This window comes from Streptomyces sp. NPDC014623 (genome assembly GCF_043088245.1).
Classification (GTDB): domain Bacteria; phylum Actinomycetota; class Actinomycetes; order Streptomycetales; family Streptomycetaceae; genus Streptomyces.
In genome coordinates this window covers 75,569-90,999 of sequence record NZ_JBIBZU010000011.1, presented here as the reverse complement: position 1 = coordinate 90,999, position 15,431 = coordinate 75,569, and the positions used below count along the sequence as shown (strand labels likewise).

The window sequence follows — 15,431 nt, the reverse complement described above, 5'->3', positions numbered from 1 at the left end:
CGGCGGCGCTGCGCACCCGGGACCGCGGGGCCAGGTGTGCGGGGGGCCGGGCCCGGCGCTTCCGGGGTGACCCGTGATCACACGGTGTGGTGCATGTGCACGGGCGTACCGTGCAGAGCGAGCGCCCACGCCTGGAGGAGGAAGCTCCCACCGCCGTCGCCGGGCACAGCACCGGCATGGCGACTGCGGCACCGGCCCGGTTCGAAGCCGTCCCGGTGGTCGGCTGTGGCTCTGCGGCGCTGAGGGCCCGCGGGCCGTGCGGGTGGACTGCTGGGGCAGGGGCCCTGCACGTCACCCGCGACGTCACGGACGGGCCCCGGCGTCATCTCGTCGACCCCTCGGGCGCGGCAGCGGCAAGCCGCCCGCCCTGGAGGACAGGTAGGTGTTCTTCGCGGCGAACCACACCGGTACCGCGGGCACACGGGCACATGACCGACATCACGCGTTGCCGATGCTCGAGCCCACTGACCACCGGGTCAGCACTCCGTGACGCCGGGCCCGGTGGTGGCCGTATGAGTCCTCGTCGCCTCACAGCACGCCGCGCCGAGCGAGGTTGCGCATCAGCGCTCGTACGCCGAACGTCCAGGGCGCGGCCTGTTCGCTGGGGATGACGGTGTTGACCAGGGCGCCGAGCCGCGGGCTGGAGATCCGCACGACGTCGCCGTACTCGTGGGTGAAGCCCGCGCCGGGTGCCTGCCGGTCCTCGGTGGGGGCGAACAGCGTTCCGGTGAACAAGACGGAACCGTCCGGGTACTGGTGGTGCGGACCGTGCGTAGCGGCCACCAGGTCCAGTACGTCGCGGCTGATCTCGTGCATGGAACTGCTGCCGTGCAGTACGTAGCCGTCCGGGCCGTCGACCCGCAGGGCGATGTCGAGTCCGCGTACGGTGTCGAGGTCGAAGCCCTCGTCGAGCAGGCGGACGAACGGGCCGATCGCGCACGAGGCGTTGTTGTCCTTCGCACGGGACAGCAGCAGGGCGCTGCGTCCCTCGATGTCGCGGAGGTTGACGTCGTTACCGAGCGTCGCGCCGCGTACCCGGCCGCGCGAGTCCACGACGAGGACGACCTCGGGCTCAGGGTTGTTCCACACCGAGGCGCCGAGCACTCCGATGTCGGCGCCGGTGCCGACCGCGGAGAGTACCGGGGCCTTGGTGAACACTTCCGGATCCGGCCCGATCCCGACCTCCAGGTACTGCGACCACAGTCCTTCGGAGACGAGCAGTTCCTTGGCCTTGTCGGCTTCCGGCGATCCGGGACGGATGCCGTCGAGCGTGCCGCCCACCACCTGCCCGATGCGCGCCCGCACCCGCGCGGCCTGTGCCGGATCGCCGCCCGTGCGCTCTTCGATGACGCGTTCCAGCAGACTCCGGGCGAAGGTGACGCCCGCGGCCTTGATCACCTGCAGGTCGACGGGGGCGAGCAGGTGCGGAACGTCACGGCGGCCGGCCGGTGCCTCGAGCAGATCGTCCAGGCGCCAGGTGTGTCCGCCGTCGGCCTCGCGGACGACTGCCACCGCGTCGTCGCGTTCCACGAGGTCGGAGACGGTGGGTGAGATGGCCGTCAGGTCGACGACGTGCTCGCCGCGGACCGCGGCCACACACGGTCCGCCCCGTTCCGGGCTGTGGACGCGCGCAACGAGGGCGGCCCGGGCGGCGTCCTCCGGCAGGACGGAGCCGGTGGTGAGGATCGGACGAGGGCGCGCTGCTGCCGGTTCCACGATCGATGCTCTCCTGGGTTCGAGGGGTGCGGTCGCCCGGGGCGGGCTCAGTGGGAGTCGCGGGGGACCTCGTGTCCACGGCTTCCGCGCAGGAAACCGAAGTCGGCGCCCTGGTCCGCCTGTTCCACGTTCTGGGTGTAGAGCCAGGCATAGCCGCCGGCATACCGCTCAGCGGGTGCCCTCCATGCCTGCCGGCGTCGCGTGAGCTCGGCGTCGTCCACGTCCAGACTCAGGGTGCGGTTCGGGACGTCGAGGACGACGGGGTCCCCGTCGCACACCAGGGCGAGAGGTCCACCGACGGCGGCCTCGGGCGCTACGTGCAGGATCACCGTCCCGTACCCGGTGCCACTCATCCGGCCGTCGCAGACGCGCACCATGTCCTTGACGCCGGCCTTCAGCAGCTTGGCGGGCAGCGGGACGTTGGAGACCTCGGGCATGCCGGGGTAGCCCTTGGGGCCGGCGTTGCGGATGACGATCACGGTGTTCTCGTCGACGTCGAGTTCCGGGTCGTCGGCCACCTCGTGATAGGCCTCGGGGGAGTCGAAGACGCGTGCGGGGCCGCGGTGGGTGAGCAGGTGCGGTGACGCGGCGGACTGCTTGATCACGGCGCCGTCGGGGCACAGGTTGCCGCGCAGGACGGCGATACCGGTGCCCGCGGGCTGGAAGGGGGCATCGAGGCCGGTGATGACGTCGGAGTCGACGCGTTCGGCATTCCCGGTGTTCTCGGCGAGGGTGCGCCCGGTGACCGTGATCTGTTCGCCGTGCAGCAGCTTGCCGCTGAGCAGCTCGGCCATGACGGCCGGCAGGCCACCCGCGTAGCAGAAGTCCTCCATGAGGTATGTGCCACTGGGCATCAGGTTGACCAGAGTCGGAACCGCGCGGACCAGGTCGTCGAAGTCCTGCAGGCTCAGCTCGACGCCGACGCGTCCGGCGATGGCGGTGAGATGGATGACGGCGTTCGTGGAGCCGCCGATGGCCGCGTTGACCCGGATGGCGTTCTCGAACGCCGCCCGGGTCAGGATCTGCGAGGGGCGCAGTTCCTCCCTCACCATCCGTACGATGCGCTGCCCCGCCGCCTGCGCGGTTTCCATCCGCCGGGAGTCGACCGCGGGCCAGGCCGCCGAGCCCGGCAGCTGCATGCCGAGCGCCTCGGCCATGCAGGCCATGGTCGAAGCGGTGCCCATCGTCATGCAGTGCCCGTTGGAGCGGGCCATGCACCCCTCCGCGAAGGAGCACTCCTCCTCGGTCATCCGGCCGGTCTTCAGGTCCTCCTCGAACTTCCACACGTGGGTGCCCGATCCCACGTCCTGGCCCCGGTACTTGCCGTTGAGCATCGGCCCGCCGGTGACCATGACGGCGGGCAGGTCGACGCTGGCAGCGCCCATGAGCATGGCGGGGGTCGTCTTGTCGCAACCGGACAGCAGCACGACACCGTCGAGCGGATTGGCCCGGATCAGCTCCTCGACCTCCATGGCCATGAGGTTGCGGTACAGCATGGCGGTGGGGCGCATCAGGGTCTCGCCGGTGGCCATGGTGGGAAACTGGAGCGGTAGGCCGCCCGCCTGCCACACGCCGCGCTTGACGGCTTCGGCGACGTGTGTCAGATGCGCGTTGCACGGGGCGAGTTCGGAGGCACTGGTCGCGACGCCGATGACGGGACGCCCGTCGAACACCTCGTGCCCGAGCCCCTGGTTGCGCATCCAGGAGCGGTACAGCATCCCGCTGCGGCCCCGTGCGCCGAACCACGCCTGGCTACGGCTCGTCTTCTGACCGTCGGTCATGTAGGCACTCCCGTGGCTCTGGCGTCGTCCGCTTCGCGATGGGGCGTTTTCGGGTGAGGGCCCGCAAGCCGTACCCTGTCATGCAATCATTAAATGATTAGATGAATGGTGTCCAGGGGGCGAGCGGAGATCGTGGTGCACTTCCTGACCATGCACCAGCGCGTGGTCGACGAGCTCGGGCGGCGCGTCGTGGACGGCGTGTGGGAGCCGGGGGATCCGCTGCCGGTCGAGGACGTGCTCGCGGCCGAGACCGGCGTCAGCCGAGGGGTGTTGCGGGAAGCGGTCAAAGCGCTGGTGGCCAAGGGGATGCTGCACGTACGCCCGCGCACCGGCACGCGCGTGCTGCCCCCGGAGCACTGGAACCACCTGGACCGTGACGTACTGCGCTGGAAACAGGCCGGGGACGCCACGGCTCTGCTGCGCGACACGGTCGAACTGCGCCGGATCGTCGAGCCCGAGGCGGCCCGCCTCGCTGCCGACCGGGCCGGCCCCGACGATGTACGAGTCCTGTACGACTCCCTGGCGGCCATGGAGGCCGCAGCGGCGGAACCCGGGCGCAGTGGTTACGTCGAGGCCGACATCACCTTTCACCGGGCCCTGCTCGACGCCAGCGGCAACCGTCTCCTCGGGTCACTGGGCCGCGCTGTCGACATCGCGCTGGAACACAGCTTCCTCGTCAGCACCCAGACCCCGGGCGCGGTGGAAGCCTCGCTGCCGGGTCACCGCGCCATCGTGCATGCCGTCGAGGCCCGCGATCCTTCGGCCGCGGCGGCCGCCGTACTGGCCGTCATCGAAGCCGCTGAAGAAGAGATCGCCCAGTCACCCGGAATGCCGGGCGATGCGGCACGGAAGTCGTCGCACCCCCCTGCTGGGCCCGGATGATGCCCCCCGATCCCCGCTGCCCGGCAACGTTCGCGGATCTCGCCACGTCGTAGGCGGTGAACCGGGCCAGGCCGTTCGAGGGCGGCCGTTCCCGACGGCAGGCCGCCGTGGTCGTGTCCCCGCTTGTTCGAAACTTTCGAAAGGTGGGCGCCTGCTTGCGTTCTGTTTCTCCCGGATTCCATTCCACCCCTCGCATCGATTCTTGTGAAAGGTAGCTTGAACAGCTAGGACGTGCTCGTCAAGACTTCTTCCCGCTGAGGAAACATTTCCGAAAGATTGTCGAAAGTGTTGACAGGTTCATGAGGTTCTACGAAAACTGTGGCCACCTGACGACAGAAGACCGTCGTGCCCCTCGTGCCATGTGACCGGGGACGGCGGTCGGTCGTCACCGCACGACGACGGGCGAACCCCGCCGTGTTCCATGCAAGGCCGCCGGGCAGCAGGAGCCGCCCGGCCCCCACCAGCCTTCATCGGGAGGACGCATGCAACAGGACGGCACGCAGCAGGACCAGATCCAGCAGAACCCCGCTCCCTCCAGCGGCTTGAGCCGGCGAGGCTTCCTCGGTGGTGCCGGCACCGTCGCGCTGGCCACCGCGTCCGGGCTGCTGCTGCCCGGCACCGCCCATGCCGCCACCACCATCACCACCAACCAGACCGGCTATGACGGCATGTACTACTCGTTCTGGACCGACGGCGGCGGCTCCGTCTCCATGACGCTCAACGGCGGCGGCAGCTACAGCACCCGGTGGACCAACTGCGGCAACTTCGTCGCCGGCAAGGGCTGGAACACCGGCGGGCGCAGGACGGTCCGCTACAACGGCTACTTCAATCCGTCGGGCAACGGCTACGGCTGCCTCTACGGCTGGACCTCGAACCCGCTGGTGGAGTACTACATCGTCGACAACTGGGGCAACTACCGTCCCACCGGCGAGTACAGGGGCACCGTCTACAGCGACGGAGGCACGTACGACATCTACAAGACGACGCGGTACAACGCCCCCTCCGTCGAGGGCACCCGCACCTTCGACCAGTACTGGAGCGTCCGGCAGTCGAAGGTGACCAGCGGTTCCGGCACCATCACCACCGGCAACCACTTCGACGCCTGGGCGCGCGCGGGTATGAACATGGGCCAGTTCAAGTACTACATGATCATGGCCACCGAGGGTTACCAGAGCAGCGGAAGCTCGAACATCACGGTCAGCGGCTGACCTCTGTCCGGCGGACAACCGGCTGCGGGCTCCGTCTTCGTGACGGGGCCCGCAGCCGTGGTCGTCGCGGACGCCGGGGTGGGTCCAAGGTGGCCGCGAACTCCTGTCACTGCGGCGTCCCGGTCGCGGCGCGACGCGCGGCGACTCGTTGCGGGACGTCATCGCGGCGGGCGGGCCGGCCTCAGGTTCCCGCTTCCTCCACGATCCCCCGGGCCGGCCGCGCGGCTCGTCCGGTGACTCCGGCGGGCGTCGCCGGAACTTCTCCCGGCGCGGCGCGAGGTCCTCGGGGGCCGGGCCCGAGAGCCCGCTCGTCGTGGGGCGTGAGGCGCGAACCTGTGTCCAACGGGAGCGAGGGCTCCCGGATCCCGCTGACGGCATGCGGGACGGCGGCCGGAGAGCCGGCGCCGCCCCGGCCCGCCGGCCGGGACGGCTGCGGCGCGGGCGGGCGAGGCGGATGCCGCATCGCCGACCGGAGGCCGTCCCTCGCGTGCGAGGCGGCTCGGGCGGGCCTGCCTGTGGTGGCGAACCTTCGGGAGGCCCGATCACACCCGCCGAGGAGTCTCGATCGGACCCTGTTCAAGTTCCCCGCTCCTGGATACGTTACCTCCAGTAACAGATGCGGGCCTGTCCGACGGCACGCCGCCCGTTCCTGCCTCTGGAGGTCACCATGACGCGTTCCGCCACCCGTCGTCCTCGCCGCAGGCGCCCCGTCGCCGCGGTCGCCCTTGCCGCCGCGGGGCTGGCCGCAGGCGCGCTGCCCACCGTCCCCGGCCCGGCCGGCGCGAGCGAGGCCCCGGAGCGGGCGCGGGCGGCCGCCTCGGGGGGCCTCAAGGAGGTGTTCTTCGTCGGCAACAACTGGGAGGGCACCGCCGACATCATCAACTCCCGTGGCGACTACGCCAAAGTCGGCCGGATCAACATGATCCCCGACAAGAAGGAGCGTCTGCGGGAGATCTATCTCAACCCCGTCAAGCTCGCCTTCTTCCTCGGTATCCGGCTCGGCCCGGGCGAGGGTCATGACCAGTACGTGGATGACATGTACACCACAAATGATGGCAGGTCCGTCGTCGCCTCCCGGCCGAGTTTCGCCGACGTGGTCTCCATCGACGTGGAGAGCGGCAAGATCAACTGGCGCTTCCCGGTGTCCGGTTTCCGCTCCGACCACATGGCGGTCTCCCCCGACGGCACCCAGGTCGCCGTCTCCTCCTCCATCTCCAACACCGTGCATGTCCTCGACATGGCGACGGGCAAGGAAGCGGGCAGCTTCAAGACGGGTGACAAGCCGCACGAGAACGTGTACACCGACGGCGGCAAGTACATCTGGAACATGGCCATCGGCGAGGTCAACACCGACATGGACGCGCCCTGGCAGGACTTCACCAAGGGCGACCGCCGCATCACCGTCGCCGATGCGAAGACCTTCGAGGTCAAGAAGATCATCGACATGCGCGAGCGGCTCGACGCCTTCGGCCGCAAGGACCTGTCCGACGCGCTGCGCCCCGTCGCCTTCACGCCCGACGAGTCGAAGATGTACTTCCAGGTCTCCTTCTTCAACGGCTTCGTCGAGTACGACGTGCGCAACGACGAGATCACCCGGGTGAAGACACTGCCGAAGAACCCGGACACCAGTGACGAACGCACCACCTTCGTCAACGACTCCCGCCACCACGGCATGTCCATGAGCCCCCGGGGCGACAAGCTCTGCATCGCCGGGACCATGGACGACTACGTCACCGTCGTGAACCGCGAGACGCTCCAGGAAGGCCCGCTCGTCACCGCCTCCAAACCGTACTGGGCCACCGTGAGCGGGGACGGCGAGCACTGCGTGGTGTCCGAGAGCGGCGCCGACCAGGTGACGGCGATCGACTTCGCCACCGGCAGGAAGGTCGCCTCGATCCCCGTCGGCGACCACCCGCAGCGGGTCCGCCTCGGCCACGTCCCCGCGGACTGGACCGGCCCCACCACAGGCTGAGACGCTTCGGAGCCGGAGCCCTGCGCCGCTCCGACCCGCGCCCGCCGGATCCGGTCCCGCCCCGCCGCACCGGATCCGACGGGTCTGTGGCCCGGCCGGTGTACTCGGCCTGTTTCCCTCCGTGCGACGGCCGAGCGGACGGATCTGCCTTTGCGGGTTGCCTGACCTGCGAACCCGTGAGGAAGACGCGTGCGTCGGCGACGCCTTCAGGGGCTCGTCCGGAAAGTGCCGACGGCGACGAGCCCGCCGCCTGGCTCGCCCTGCGCGTCTTCCTGCGGCTCAACGGCGTCAACGCGGTATCGCTCCGCCACCGGTCTCCGTCGCCGGCCCGTTCGCCGGGGACGTCGCGCAGGACGACATCGACGTACCGGGTGTCGCCAAGCGCTTGCCGGTCCGGTTCCCCGTTTCCTGACGCGCGGCGACGTGCGGGCCGGGCATGCGCGTGCCCGGCCCGCACGCATGGCCCGGCCTGTGCCCGGATCGAGCCGGAAGCGGGGCGCAGTCGCGGGCCGGGGCCTGTGCGGCGGCAGGCCGGCGGCCTCCGGGCGGACTCTGCGACTCGTCCGGCGATTCCGGCGGACGCCTGCGGCCGGCCCCTGTCGGTGTCCACCGTCGCCGCCTCGGCGGGCGCCTGATTCACCGCGGCGGGCATGCCGATCGTGAGGGTCGCCGCCACCACCACGGCGGCGGCGACCCGGGACCATCAACGATGCCTTCCTGGAGGGGCGGGAGGACCCGCATCGCAGGCTGTCATCGGTACGCCCTCTCGTGTGCGGCAGGTTCCCTCAGGTGCGGGTCCAGCGCTGGTTGTTGCCGTTCGAGCAGGAGTAGAGCTGTATCCGGGTGCCGTTGGCGGCACCGGCCCCGACGGCGTCGAGGCAGAGGCCGGACTGGACGCCGACGATGGATCCGTCGGAGTTGAGGCGCCATTTCTGGTTGTCGCCGCCCCAGCAGCTGTAGATCTGGACCTTGGAGCCGCTGCCGGTGCCGGCGGCGTCCAGGCACTTGTTGCCGTAGACCCTGAGCTCACCGGCGTCGGTGGCCGCCCACTGCTGGTTGGTACCGCTGCCGCAGTCCCACAGCTGGAGCTGGGTGCCGTCGGTGGTGCTGGCGTTGGGCACGTCCAGGCAACGGCCCGAACCGACGCCCTTGATCTGTCCGGACCCCGTCGGGGGCTCAGTGGTGTCGCCGCCATTGAGTGCGTTGAGGACGGCGGTGTAGGCGGCCTTCTTGCTGCCGTCGTTGTTGAACAGCAGCGGCGTCTGCTCCGCTCGCCAGGAGTCGCTGTCGCGCACGCCCCACACGGTGATGCCGAGGCAGCGCGGGACGGCCAGGCAGTCGTTGGTCACGTTGGCGTAGGTCGAGGCCGGGGCGCCCTGGATGTCGAGTTCGGTGACGGCCACGTCGACGCCGAGGGCGGCGAAGTTCTGCAGGGTGGTGCGGAAGTTGCTGTTGTAGGGGCTGCCGCTGTTGAAGTGCGACTGGAAGCCGACGCAGTCGATCGGCACGCCGCGCTGTTTGAAGTCCCGGACCATGGAGTACATGGCCTGCGTCTTGGCCCAGGTCCAGTCCTCGACGTTGTAGTCGTTGTAGCAGAGCTTGGCCGCCGGGTCGGCGGCGCGCGCGGTGCGGAAGGCGACCTCGATCCAGTCGTTGCCGCTGCGCTGCAGGTTGGAGTCGCGTCGGGCTCCCGAACTGCCGTCGGCGAAGGCCTCGTTCACGACGTCCCACTGGACGATCTTGCCCTTGTAGTGGGCCATCACGCCGTTGATGTGGCCGATCATCGCCTGGCGTAGATCGTTGCCGCTGAGGCTCTGCATCCAGCCGGGCTGCTGGGAGTGCCAGGCCAGGGTGTGGCCGCGCACCTGCTTGCCGTTCTGCACCGCCCAGTTGTAGACGCGATCGGCGGAGGTGAAGTTGAACTGGCCCCGCTGCGGTTCGGTGGCGTCGATCTTCATCTCGTTCTCGGCCGTCACCGAGTTGAACTCACGGTTCGCGATCGACGTGTATGTCGAGTCGCCCAGCTTGCCCGAGGCGATGGCGGTGCCGAAGTAGCGGCCGCTCTGCGCCGCTGCGGCTCCGAGCGTGTTCTCGGCGGCGTGTGCGGTCGGCGGCGTGACCAGCGTGGTGACCGCGCCGAGGACGCCGACGACCAGCGCCAGCAGCAGGCCGCGGAGCTTCCGGCGGGTAACGGGTCCGGGGAGGGCGTACAAGCCCATGGATGTGCCTCCAAGGTAGAGATCACGGAAGGACTGAAGCGCAGGGGATCGCGTCGTCCGCCCCCCTGCGGCGGACGGACGGGGCGGGCCGGAGCCCGGACCGCACGGAATCACCGGACACCGCGGTCATGGGACGGGACGATCTTCGACACGGGCACAGGGGTACTCCATCGCGGCTCAGCCGGGGGACCGCCACACGGCGTCGCGTACCTCTCCAGCCGTGTGAAGAGCCAGGACGCGCCGGCGCGGACCTCACCGGAACGAAACGGGGTGGTGCAGGTGCTTCGGTGCGCGGATCTGCAGTGCGGTCGTGCGTGGGCCTGCCGTGCGGCCGGATTGCCCGAGGCCGGTGTGGTTCGGGATGCCGGCCTGTAACCGGTTTCTCAGACAGGAATGATTGAGGTATTGACGATGCATCGTCAATGCTCCTCACAGGAAAAGTTTCTGTTTTTTATTCGAAAGTTTCGAAATTCCGGTGGGCTGGGCGTCGGGTCCGGCCGGGTCTGCGCGGCGCGGCCGGTGAGTCGGCAGGTCATGTGCCGGCCGTCGAGCGGCGGGCTCACGATGCCGCGCCGGCTGAGCGGGTCCCGGAGCCGCGGGTGGGGTGGCGGTGCGGCAGTGCGGTGCCGCAGGCCTGCTCGCCGATCCACCGCTTCGGCGCCGGCGTGGACCCTTTGGTGTTCGGGCCGCGCCGGACGGCCTCCACTCCGGCGTCGAGTGTGGTGCGACTCGGTCGTTGGCCGGTGTGACGTGCGGCGTTCCGTGCACAGGTTCCCGCAAACGTTTCGGCATTGATAGCGACACATGCGAGAGGTATTGACGCCGTTCACCGGCTCCCTATCATGAGGGTTGCTCGACACTTCGACCCTTGTTCGATATTACGAACACCTCACGTCGCTTTGTCGCACACGCAGGGCAACTCCGGGTCGCACCGCCGGTGCGGTGCCGCGGGAGTTGTGCTGCACGTGTATGTCATGCCCTCGCCAATTCTTTGCTGCCGCCCTCTTCGACCGTCCCACCCGACGCCCGGCCGTCCGGGCTTCCGCCCCGGGCACCCGTGCCGCCCGAAGGCGCCGGGCGCCACCGGCCCTCCGGAAGGCCGGCCGGGAAGGGCCGGGAAACCACAAGCGGTAGGGCGTAGTGCTCACAGGCCGCTGCGCACCACCGCACCACCGCACCACACCGACAGTCCGGGCAACCTCTGAGGAGGCCAACCGGAACCGGCTACTCAAGGCTGAGGAAGTCCCCATGCACAGAGGAAGTTTCAGCCGCAGGCATCCGTCTGCGGTGCTCGCCGCCGTGGTCGCGGCCCTGTCCGCGCTGGCGGCGATGCTCGTCGCCACCCCGGCTCAGGCGGCTGCCGACGGCGCCCTGCGCGGTGTCGGTTCGGGCCGGTGTCTCGACGTGCCGGGCGCCGCCCGGACCGACGGCACGCACCTGCAGATCCACGACTGCTGGAACGGAACCAACCAGCAGTGGACGTTGACGGACACCAACCGGCTGACCGTGTACGGCACCATGTGCCTGGATGTTCCGGGCCACGCCACCACGGCCGGTACCCGGGTGCAGATCTGGAGCTGTTCCGGCGGTGCGAACCAGCAGTGGCGGGTGAACTCCGACGGTACGGTCGTCGGCGTGGAGTCCGGGTTGTGCCTGGAGGCCGCGGGCGCCGGTACGGCCAACGGAACGGCGGTGCAGCTGTGGACGTGCAACGGCGGCAGCAACCAGAAGTGGACCGGTCCGACCGGGACGCCGCCGACGGACGGCACGTGTCCTCTTCCCTCGACGTACCGCTGGACGTCGACGGGTGTGCTGGCGCAGCCGGCGAACGGGTGGGCCGCGGTGAAGGACTTCACCACCGTGACGCACAACGGCAGGCACCTGGTCTACGCGTCGAACGTGTCGGGGTCGTCGTACGGCTCGATGATGTTCGGTCCCTTCACGAACTGGTCGGACATGGCATCGGCCGGCCAGACCGGGATGAGCCAGGCCGCGGTGGCGCCCACACTGTTCTACTTCGCGCCCAAGAACATCTGGGTACTGGCGTACCAGTGGGGTGCGTGGCCCTTCATCTACCGCACGTCGAGCGACCCCACCAACCCCAACGGCTGGTCCTCCCCGCAGCCGCTGTTCACCGGGAGCATCTCCGGCTCCGACACCGGCCCGATCGACCAGACCCTGATCGCCGACGGCCAGAACATGTACCTGTTCTTCGCCGGTGACAACGGCAAGATCTACCGGGCGAGCATGCCGATCGGGAACTTCCCGGGCAACTTCGGTTCGTCGTACACGACGATCATGAGCGACACGAAGGCCAACCTCTTCGAGGGCGTACAGGTCTACAAGGTCCAGGGCCAGAACCAGTACCTCATGATCGTCGAGGCGATGGGCGCGAACGGGCGCTACTTCCGCTCCTTCACGGCCTCCAGCCTGAACGGGTCGTGGACCCCGCAGGCCGCCGGTGAGAGCAACCCCTTCGCGGGCAAGGCCAACAGCGGCGCCACCTGGACCAACGACATCAGCCACGGTGACCTGGTCCGCAACAACCCCGACCAGACCATGACCATCGACCCCTGCAACCTGCAGTTCCTCTATCAGGGCAAGGATCCCGCCGCGGGCGGTGAGTACAACCGGCTGCCGTGGCGGCCGGGCGTCCTCACCCTGCGACGCTGACCTTCCCGATTCACGGTGACCGGGGTGCGGTGCGGTCCGCAGGCGTAGGGGCGAGCGGTTCCCGGCGGGGGCGGTTCCGCCTGCTGACCGGCACTCACCGAGCCGAGGGGCTCCGGCCGCGCGGCGGCCGGGGCCCCTCTCGTCTCCGGTGCGGTCGTCGCGTCCCGGCCCGTCTTCGCAGGGGCCGAGGCGTTCGGCCCTCTGCGGCACGTCCGCCGCACGGCGCGCCGTGGCTGCGTGACAGGTGCGCCTTCCGGGAACGGACCGGGCCGGCGTCGGACCGGGCGCGACGGACGGCGGCGACGCGCTCGCCGTCCGTCCGTCGTCAGCAGGCCGGGACGCCCGGAAGCCAGCCGTCGGTGACGTCGATGAAGATGTTGGAGACGTAGCCGCCGTAGTCCGGCAGGTAGGACCAGGCGTCGTTGCTGTGGCCGTCGGCCTGGACGAGCTGGCCGCGCACCTGGCACTGCACGCGCACCGTCGTGGGAGCAGGGAGCTGTGCGACCCGGGTGGACGTGCTGGCCGGCTGCTGACGGATGTTGACGTCGGTGCCCCAGGTCGGGAAGGACGTGGTCGTCGCGCCGGTGCCTGTCCACAGGTAAGTGACGGTGACGTAGCCGTTGTCGTTCAGGCCGACGTTGTAGAACGTACCGTCGGCGAGGTCTATGCCGGCCGGGTTGAGCACGCGGCGGCCGAATTCGTCCAGCCCGCCGTTGTAGCCGTCCTGATAGGCGGCCTGGGATTCCGGCTTGCCCTGCGGCAGGTCCTTGAAGGCCTCGCGGACGGAGGACGGATTCCAGTGGTCGTCGTGGATGTTCCACGGGCCGACGTCCCACACCGGGGCGGTCTCGCAGCGCGCCGGACCGCACACGCGGACCGAGTACTGGGTACTGCCCTTCGGGGAGAGGCCGCGACGGGACGGGAGCGCCACGAAGTGATCATCGGCCACGATCACGTGTCCGTTCGCGGTGGTTCCACCGACCAGGCCCTCGCGGGTGGCGTAGACGGTGGCCGTGTAGGGGGCGGCCGCGACGGCCCGCGGCGCCTCGTGGTCGAGTTCGGCACTCAGGCGCAGGTCGCGCACGACCGGTGCGGCGCCACCCGGGGCGGACATCAGGGTGATCCGGGTCTGCACCCGGGTGGCGGCCCGTGGGAGCAGTGCCGGCGCGCCGGCACTCGCTTCACGCCATTCGGTCCAGACACCCAGTCCGTCCCGCCCGCGCACGTCGACGGCGACCTCGGATCCGGCCGGAAGGGTGGCGTCGAGTTCCGGAGTGATCCGGTTCACCGCGCGGTCGAGTACGCGTTCGGGCATCAGGGCCGTGCCCTGCCCCTGGGCGGAGCGGGCGGACGCGGGCCGCAGGGTGCGGTCGCGGAGGCGCAGCGTGCCGTCGGTGCGACTGATGTTGGTCTCGTCGCCGGTCGGCGCGGACAGGTCCACCCGCCAGCCGACGCTGCCGGACGGGGTCTCGTCGGGTGCGGCGTCGCGGGCGGCGGCGGGCCCCGGGACGAGGGTCAGAGCGGCGAGGGCCAGCAGGGACACGGCGACGGCCGGTCCGCGGCGGACGTGGACGGCGGCACGGGGTCTGTGGTCATGGCGCACGGTGCGCCTCCTTCTCGGCGGGGGTGGGTGGGGCGTCACGAGCAGTGGGGAACGCCCGGGAGGGTGCTGTCGGGGGATGCGACGTAGATGTGGGTGATCCAGCCGCCGTACTGGGGCAGGTAGGCCCACCAGTCGTTGACGTAGGGCGGGACCGGCACCCGTTCGCCCTGCCGCTGGCATCCGACGAGGACGTCCATCCCGGAGGGCAGGGTGGTGAGGACGGTGGACGACGTGGTGGCGCCGCTGCGGACCCGGACACCGCTGCCCCAGGTGGTGAACCGGGTGCCGGACGGACGGCCCCGGGGACGTCCAGGGAACCGGTGAGCGCCGTGACCTTGCTGTAGGCGGACCCGTACGGGGTGCCGTCGGGGTGCAGGGTGAGGACGGCGACCACCGTCCGGTCGCCGGGGCCGGCGGTGCCGGTGGTGTGCAGTGCGTCGGTCGTCAGATCCAGCGCGGACGCGACGGCGGTGGACGTCCCCTGCGGCCCGTTCCCGCCGGTGCCGTTCGCTGCGGGCACGGACGTGCCGGGTGCGGCCGTCCGGGTCCCGGTGGCGGTGCAGCCCCCGGAAGCGAAGCCGGACCAGCCCTGCTTGACCGCCCCCGGCGCGTCGAACGCGGAAGGCGGCCCGAAGTGCTGGTCGAAGCCGTCGGTGGCGCAGCGGGTGGACCGGTGCAGGGCCCCCAGGACGAGGCTCCGCACCGGCGCCGGCGCCTCGTCGAGGAGGTAACGGCAGACCCGGACGGTGTCCGCGGCGGTGGTCGCCGTGTAACCCCAGTAGCCGGGGCAGGCGGCCGGCGCTGGCGTGGTTCCGGTGAGTGACAGGCGGAGCGCCATGCGGGTGATCACGGCACTGCCGCCGCCCGTGGACCAGTAGTGGCTCGCGGCGGCGTCGTCGCTGCTGCGCAACATGGTGCCGAGGCGGACCCGGTCGGCCTGGGGCAGCTCGTAGGCCGGGCCCCGGTTCCACGAGAAGTCCAGTGCCAGCAGCAGCTTGACCACCGAGGCGGAGCGCAAGGCGCGGTCCGCCTGGTGCTGCTCGGTGGAGCGGCCGGTGCGCCTGTCGTACACCGCGACTCCCGCCGTGACGTCTGCCGGGATGTCCATGGCGGTGCTGGTCTCCGTTCTGCCCGTCACCCGTCCGGCACCGGCGTCCGCCACCGTGGGCCCCACAGGTGACGGTGCGTCGCCGGCGGCGGCCGGGGAGGGCGGGCCCGTGGTGGGTGCGGCCACCGCCGGTCCGGTGGACACGGCGATCAGCAGCCCGGCCGCCGCGAGGACGGTGACGGGAAGGGGCGGGCGGCGGGCGGGGCGGAGCGGGGGCATGGGAGTGGGGGCTCCTTCGGGGCGCGGACGCACCCGGCCGACGGCCCGGT

General features: G+C 70.5%; 9 protein-coding genes. 4 read left to right on the top strand and 5 right to left on the bottom strand.

What is annotated here, in order from left to right; genetic code table 11:
• Nucleotides 1-528 precede the first annotated feature (528 nt).
• Together ACF1FZ_RS19155 and ACF1FZ_RS19150 are read right to left on the bottom strand one after the other, a co-directional pair.
• On the bottom strand, nucleotides 529-1,716 hold the full coding sequence (locus tag ACF1FZ_RS19155; protein ID WP_391774569.1) for a fumarylacetoacetate hydrolase family protein: 1,188 nt from the start codon (nucleotides 1,714-1,716) through the stop codon (nucleotides 529-531).
• A 47-nt stretch (nucleotides 1,717-1,763) separates the two neighbouring features.
• Entirely contained in the window at nucleotides 1,764-3,497 is a 1,734-nt protein-coding gene (locus ACF1FZ_RS19150; protein ID WP_391774568.1) for an IlvD/Edd family dehydratase, read from the bottom strand.
• 105 nt (nucleotides 3,498-3,602) lie between these two features.
• Between ACF1FZ_RS19150 and ACF1FZ_RS19145 the strand changes: the two genes are divergently transcribed.
• From ACF1FZ_RS19145 to ACF1FZ_RS19135, 3 genes are all read left to right on the top strand, one after another.
• The gene (locus ACF1FZ_RS19145) at nucleotides 3,603-4,379 is read left to right on the top strand and encodes a FadR/GntR family transcriptional regulator (protein WP_391774567.1); all 777 of its coding nucleotides are present in this window, start codon (nucleotides 3,603-3,605) and stop codon (nucleotides 4,377-4,379) included.
• A gap of 482 nt (nucleotides 4,380-4,861) precedes the next feature.
• Nucleotides 4,862-5,587 (top strand): glycoside hydrolase family 11 protein, encoded by a 726-nt coding sequence (locus ACF1FZ_RS19140; protein ID WP_391774566.1) that lies wholly within the window; start codon nucleotides 4,862-4,864, stop codon nucleotides 5,585-5,587.
• 667 nt (nucleotides 5,588-6,254) lie between these two features.
• Nucleotides 6,255-7,559: a YncE family protein gene (locus tag ACF1FZ_RS19135; protein ID WP_391774565.1), complete on the top strand. Its 1,305-nt coding sequence runs from the start codon at nucleotides 6,255-6,257 to the stop codon at nucleotides 7,557-7,559.
• Between the two features lie 785 nt (nucleotides 7,560-8,344).
• Here ACF1FZ_RS19135 and ACF1FZ_RS19130 read toward each other — a convergent pair.
• A complete protein-coding gene (locus ACF1FZ_RS19130) occupies nucleotides 8,345-9,778 on the bottom strand; it encodes an endo-1,4-beta-xylanase (RefSeq protein ID WP_391774564.1) in 1,434 nt (477 codons plus the stop codon).
• 1,248 nt (nucleotides 9,779-11,026) lie between these two features.
• On the opposite strand from ACF1FZ_RS19130, the gene ACF1FZ_RS19125 reads away from it, so the two are divergent.
• Complete coding sequence (locus ACF1FZ_RS19125; RefSeq protein ID WP_391774563.1) at nucleotides 11,027-12,451, top strand: non-reducing end alpha-L-arabinofuranosidase family hydrolase; 1,425 nt, start codon at nucleotides 11,027-11,029, stop codon at nucleotides 12,449-12,451.
• A gap of 325 nt (nucleotides 12,452-12,776) precedes the next feature.
• On the opposite strand, the gene ACF1FZ_RS19120 is transcribed toward ACF1FZ_RS19125, so the two are convergent.
• Together ACF1FZ_RS19120 and ACF1FZ_RS19115 are read right to left on the bottom strand one after the other, a co-directional pair.
• The gene (locus ACF1FZ_RS19120) at nucleotides 12,777-14,054 is read right to left on the bottom strand and encodes a hypothetical protein (RefSeq protein ID WP_391774562.1); all 1,278 of its coding nucleotides are present in this window, start codon (nucleotides 14,052-14,054) and stop codon (nucleotides 12,777-12,779) included.
• Entirely contained in the window at nucleotides 14,044-15,381 is a 1,338-nt protein-coding gene (locus ACF1FZ_RS19115; protein WP_391774561.1) for a hypothetical protein, read from the bottom strand. Before ACF1FZ_RS19115 ends, ACF1FZ_RS19120 begins: the two co-directional genes overlap by 11 nt.
• Nucleotides 15,382-15,431: the final 50 nt, after the last annotated feature.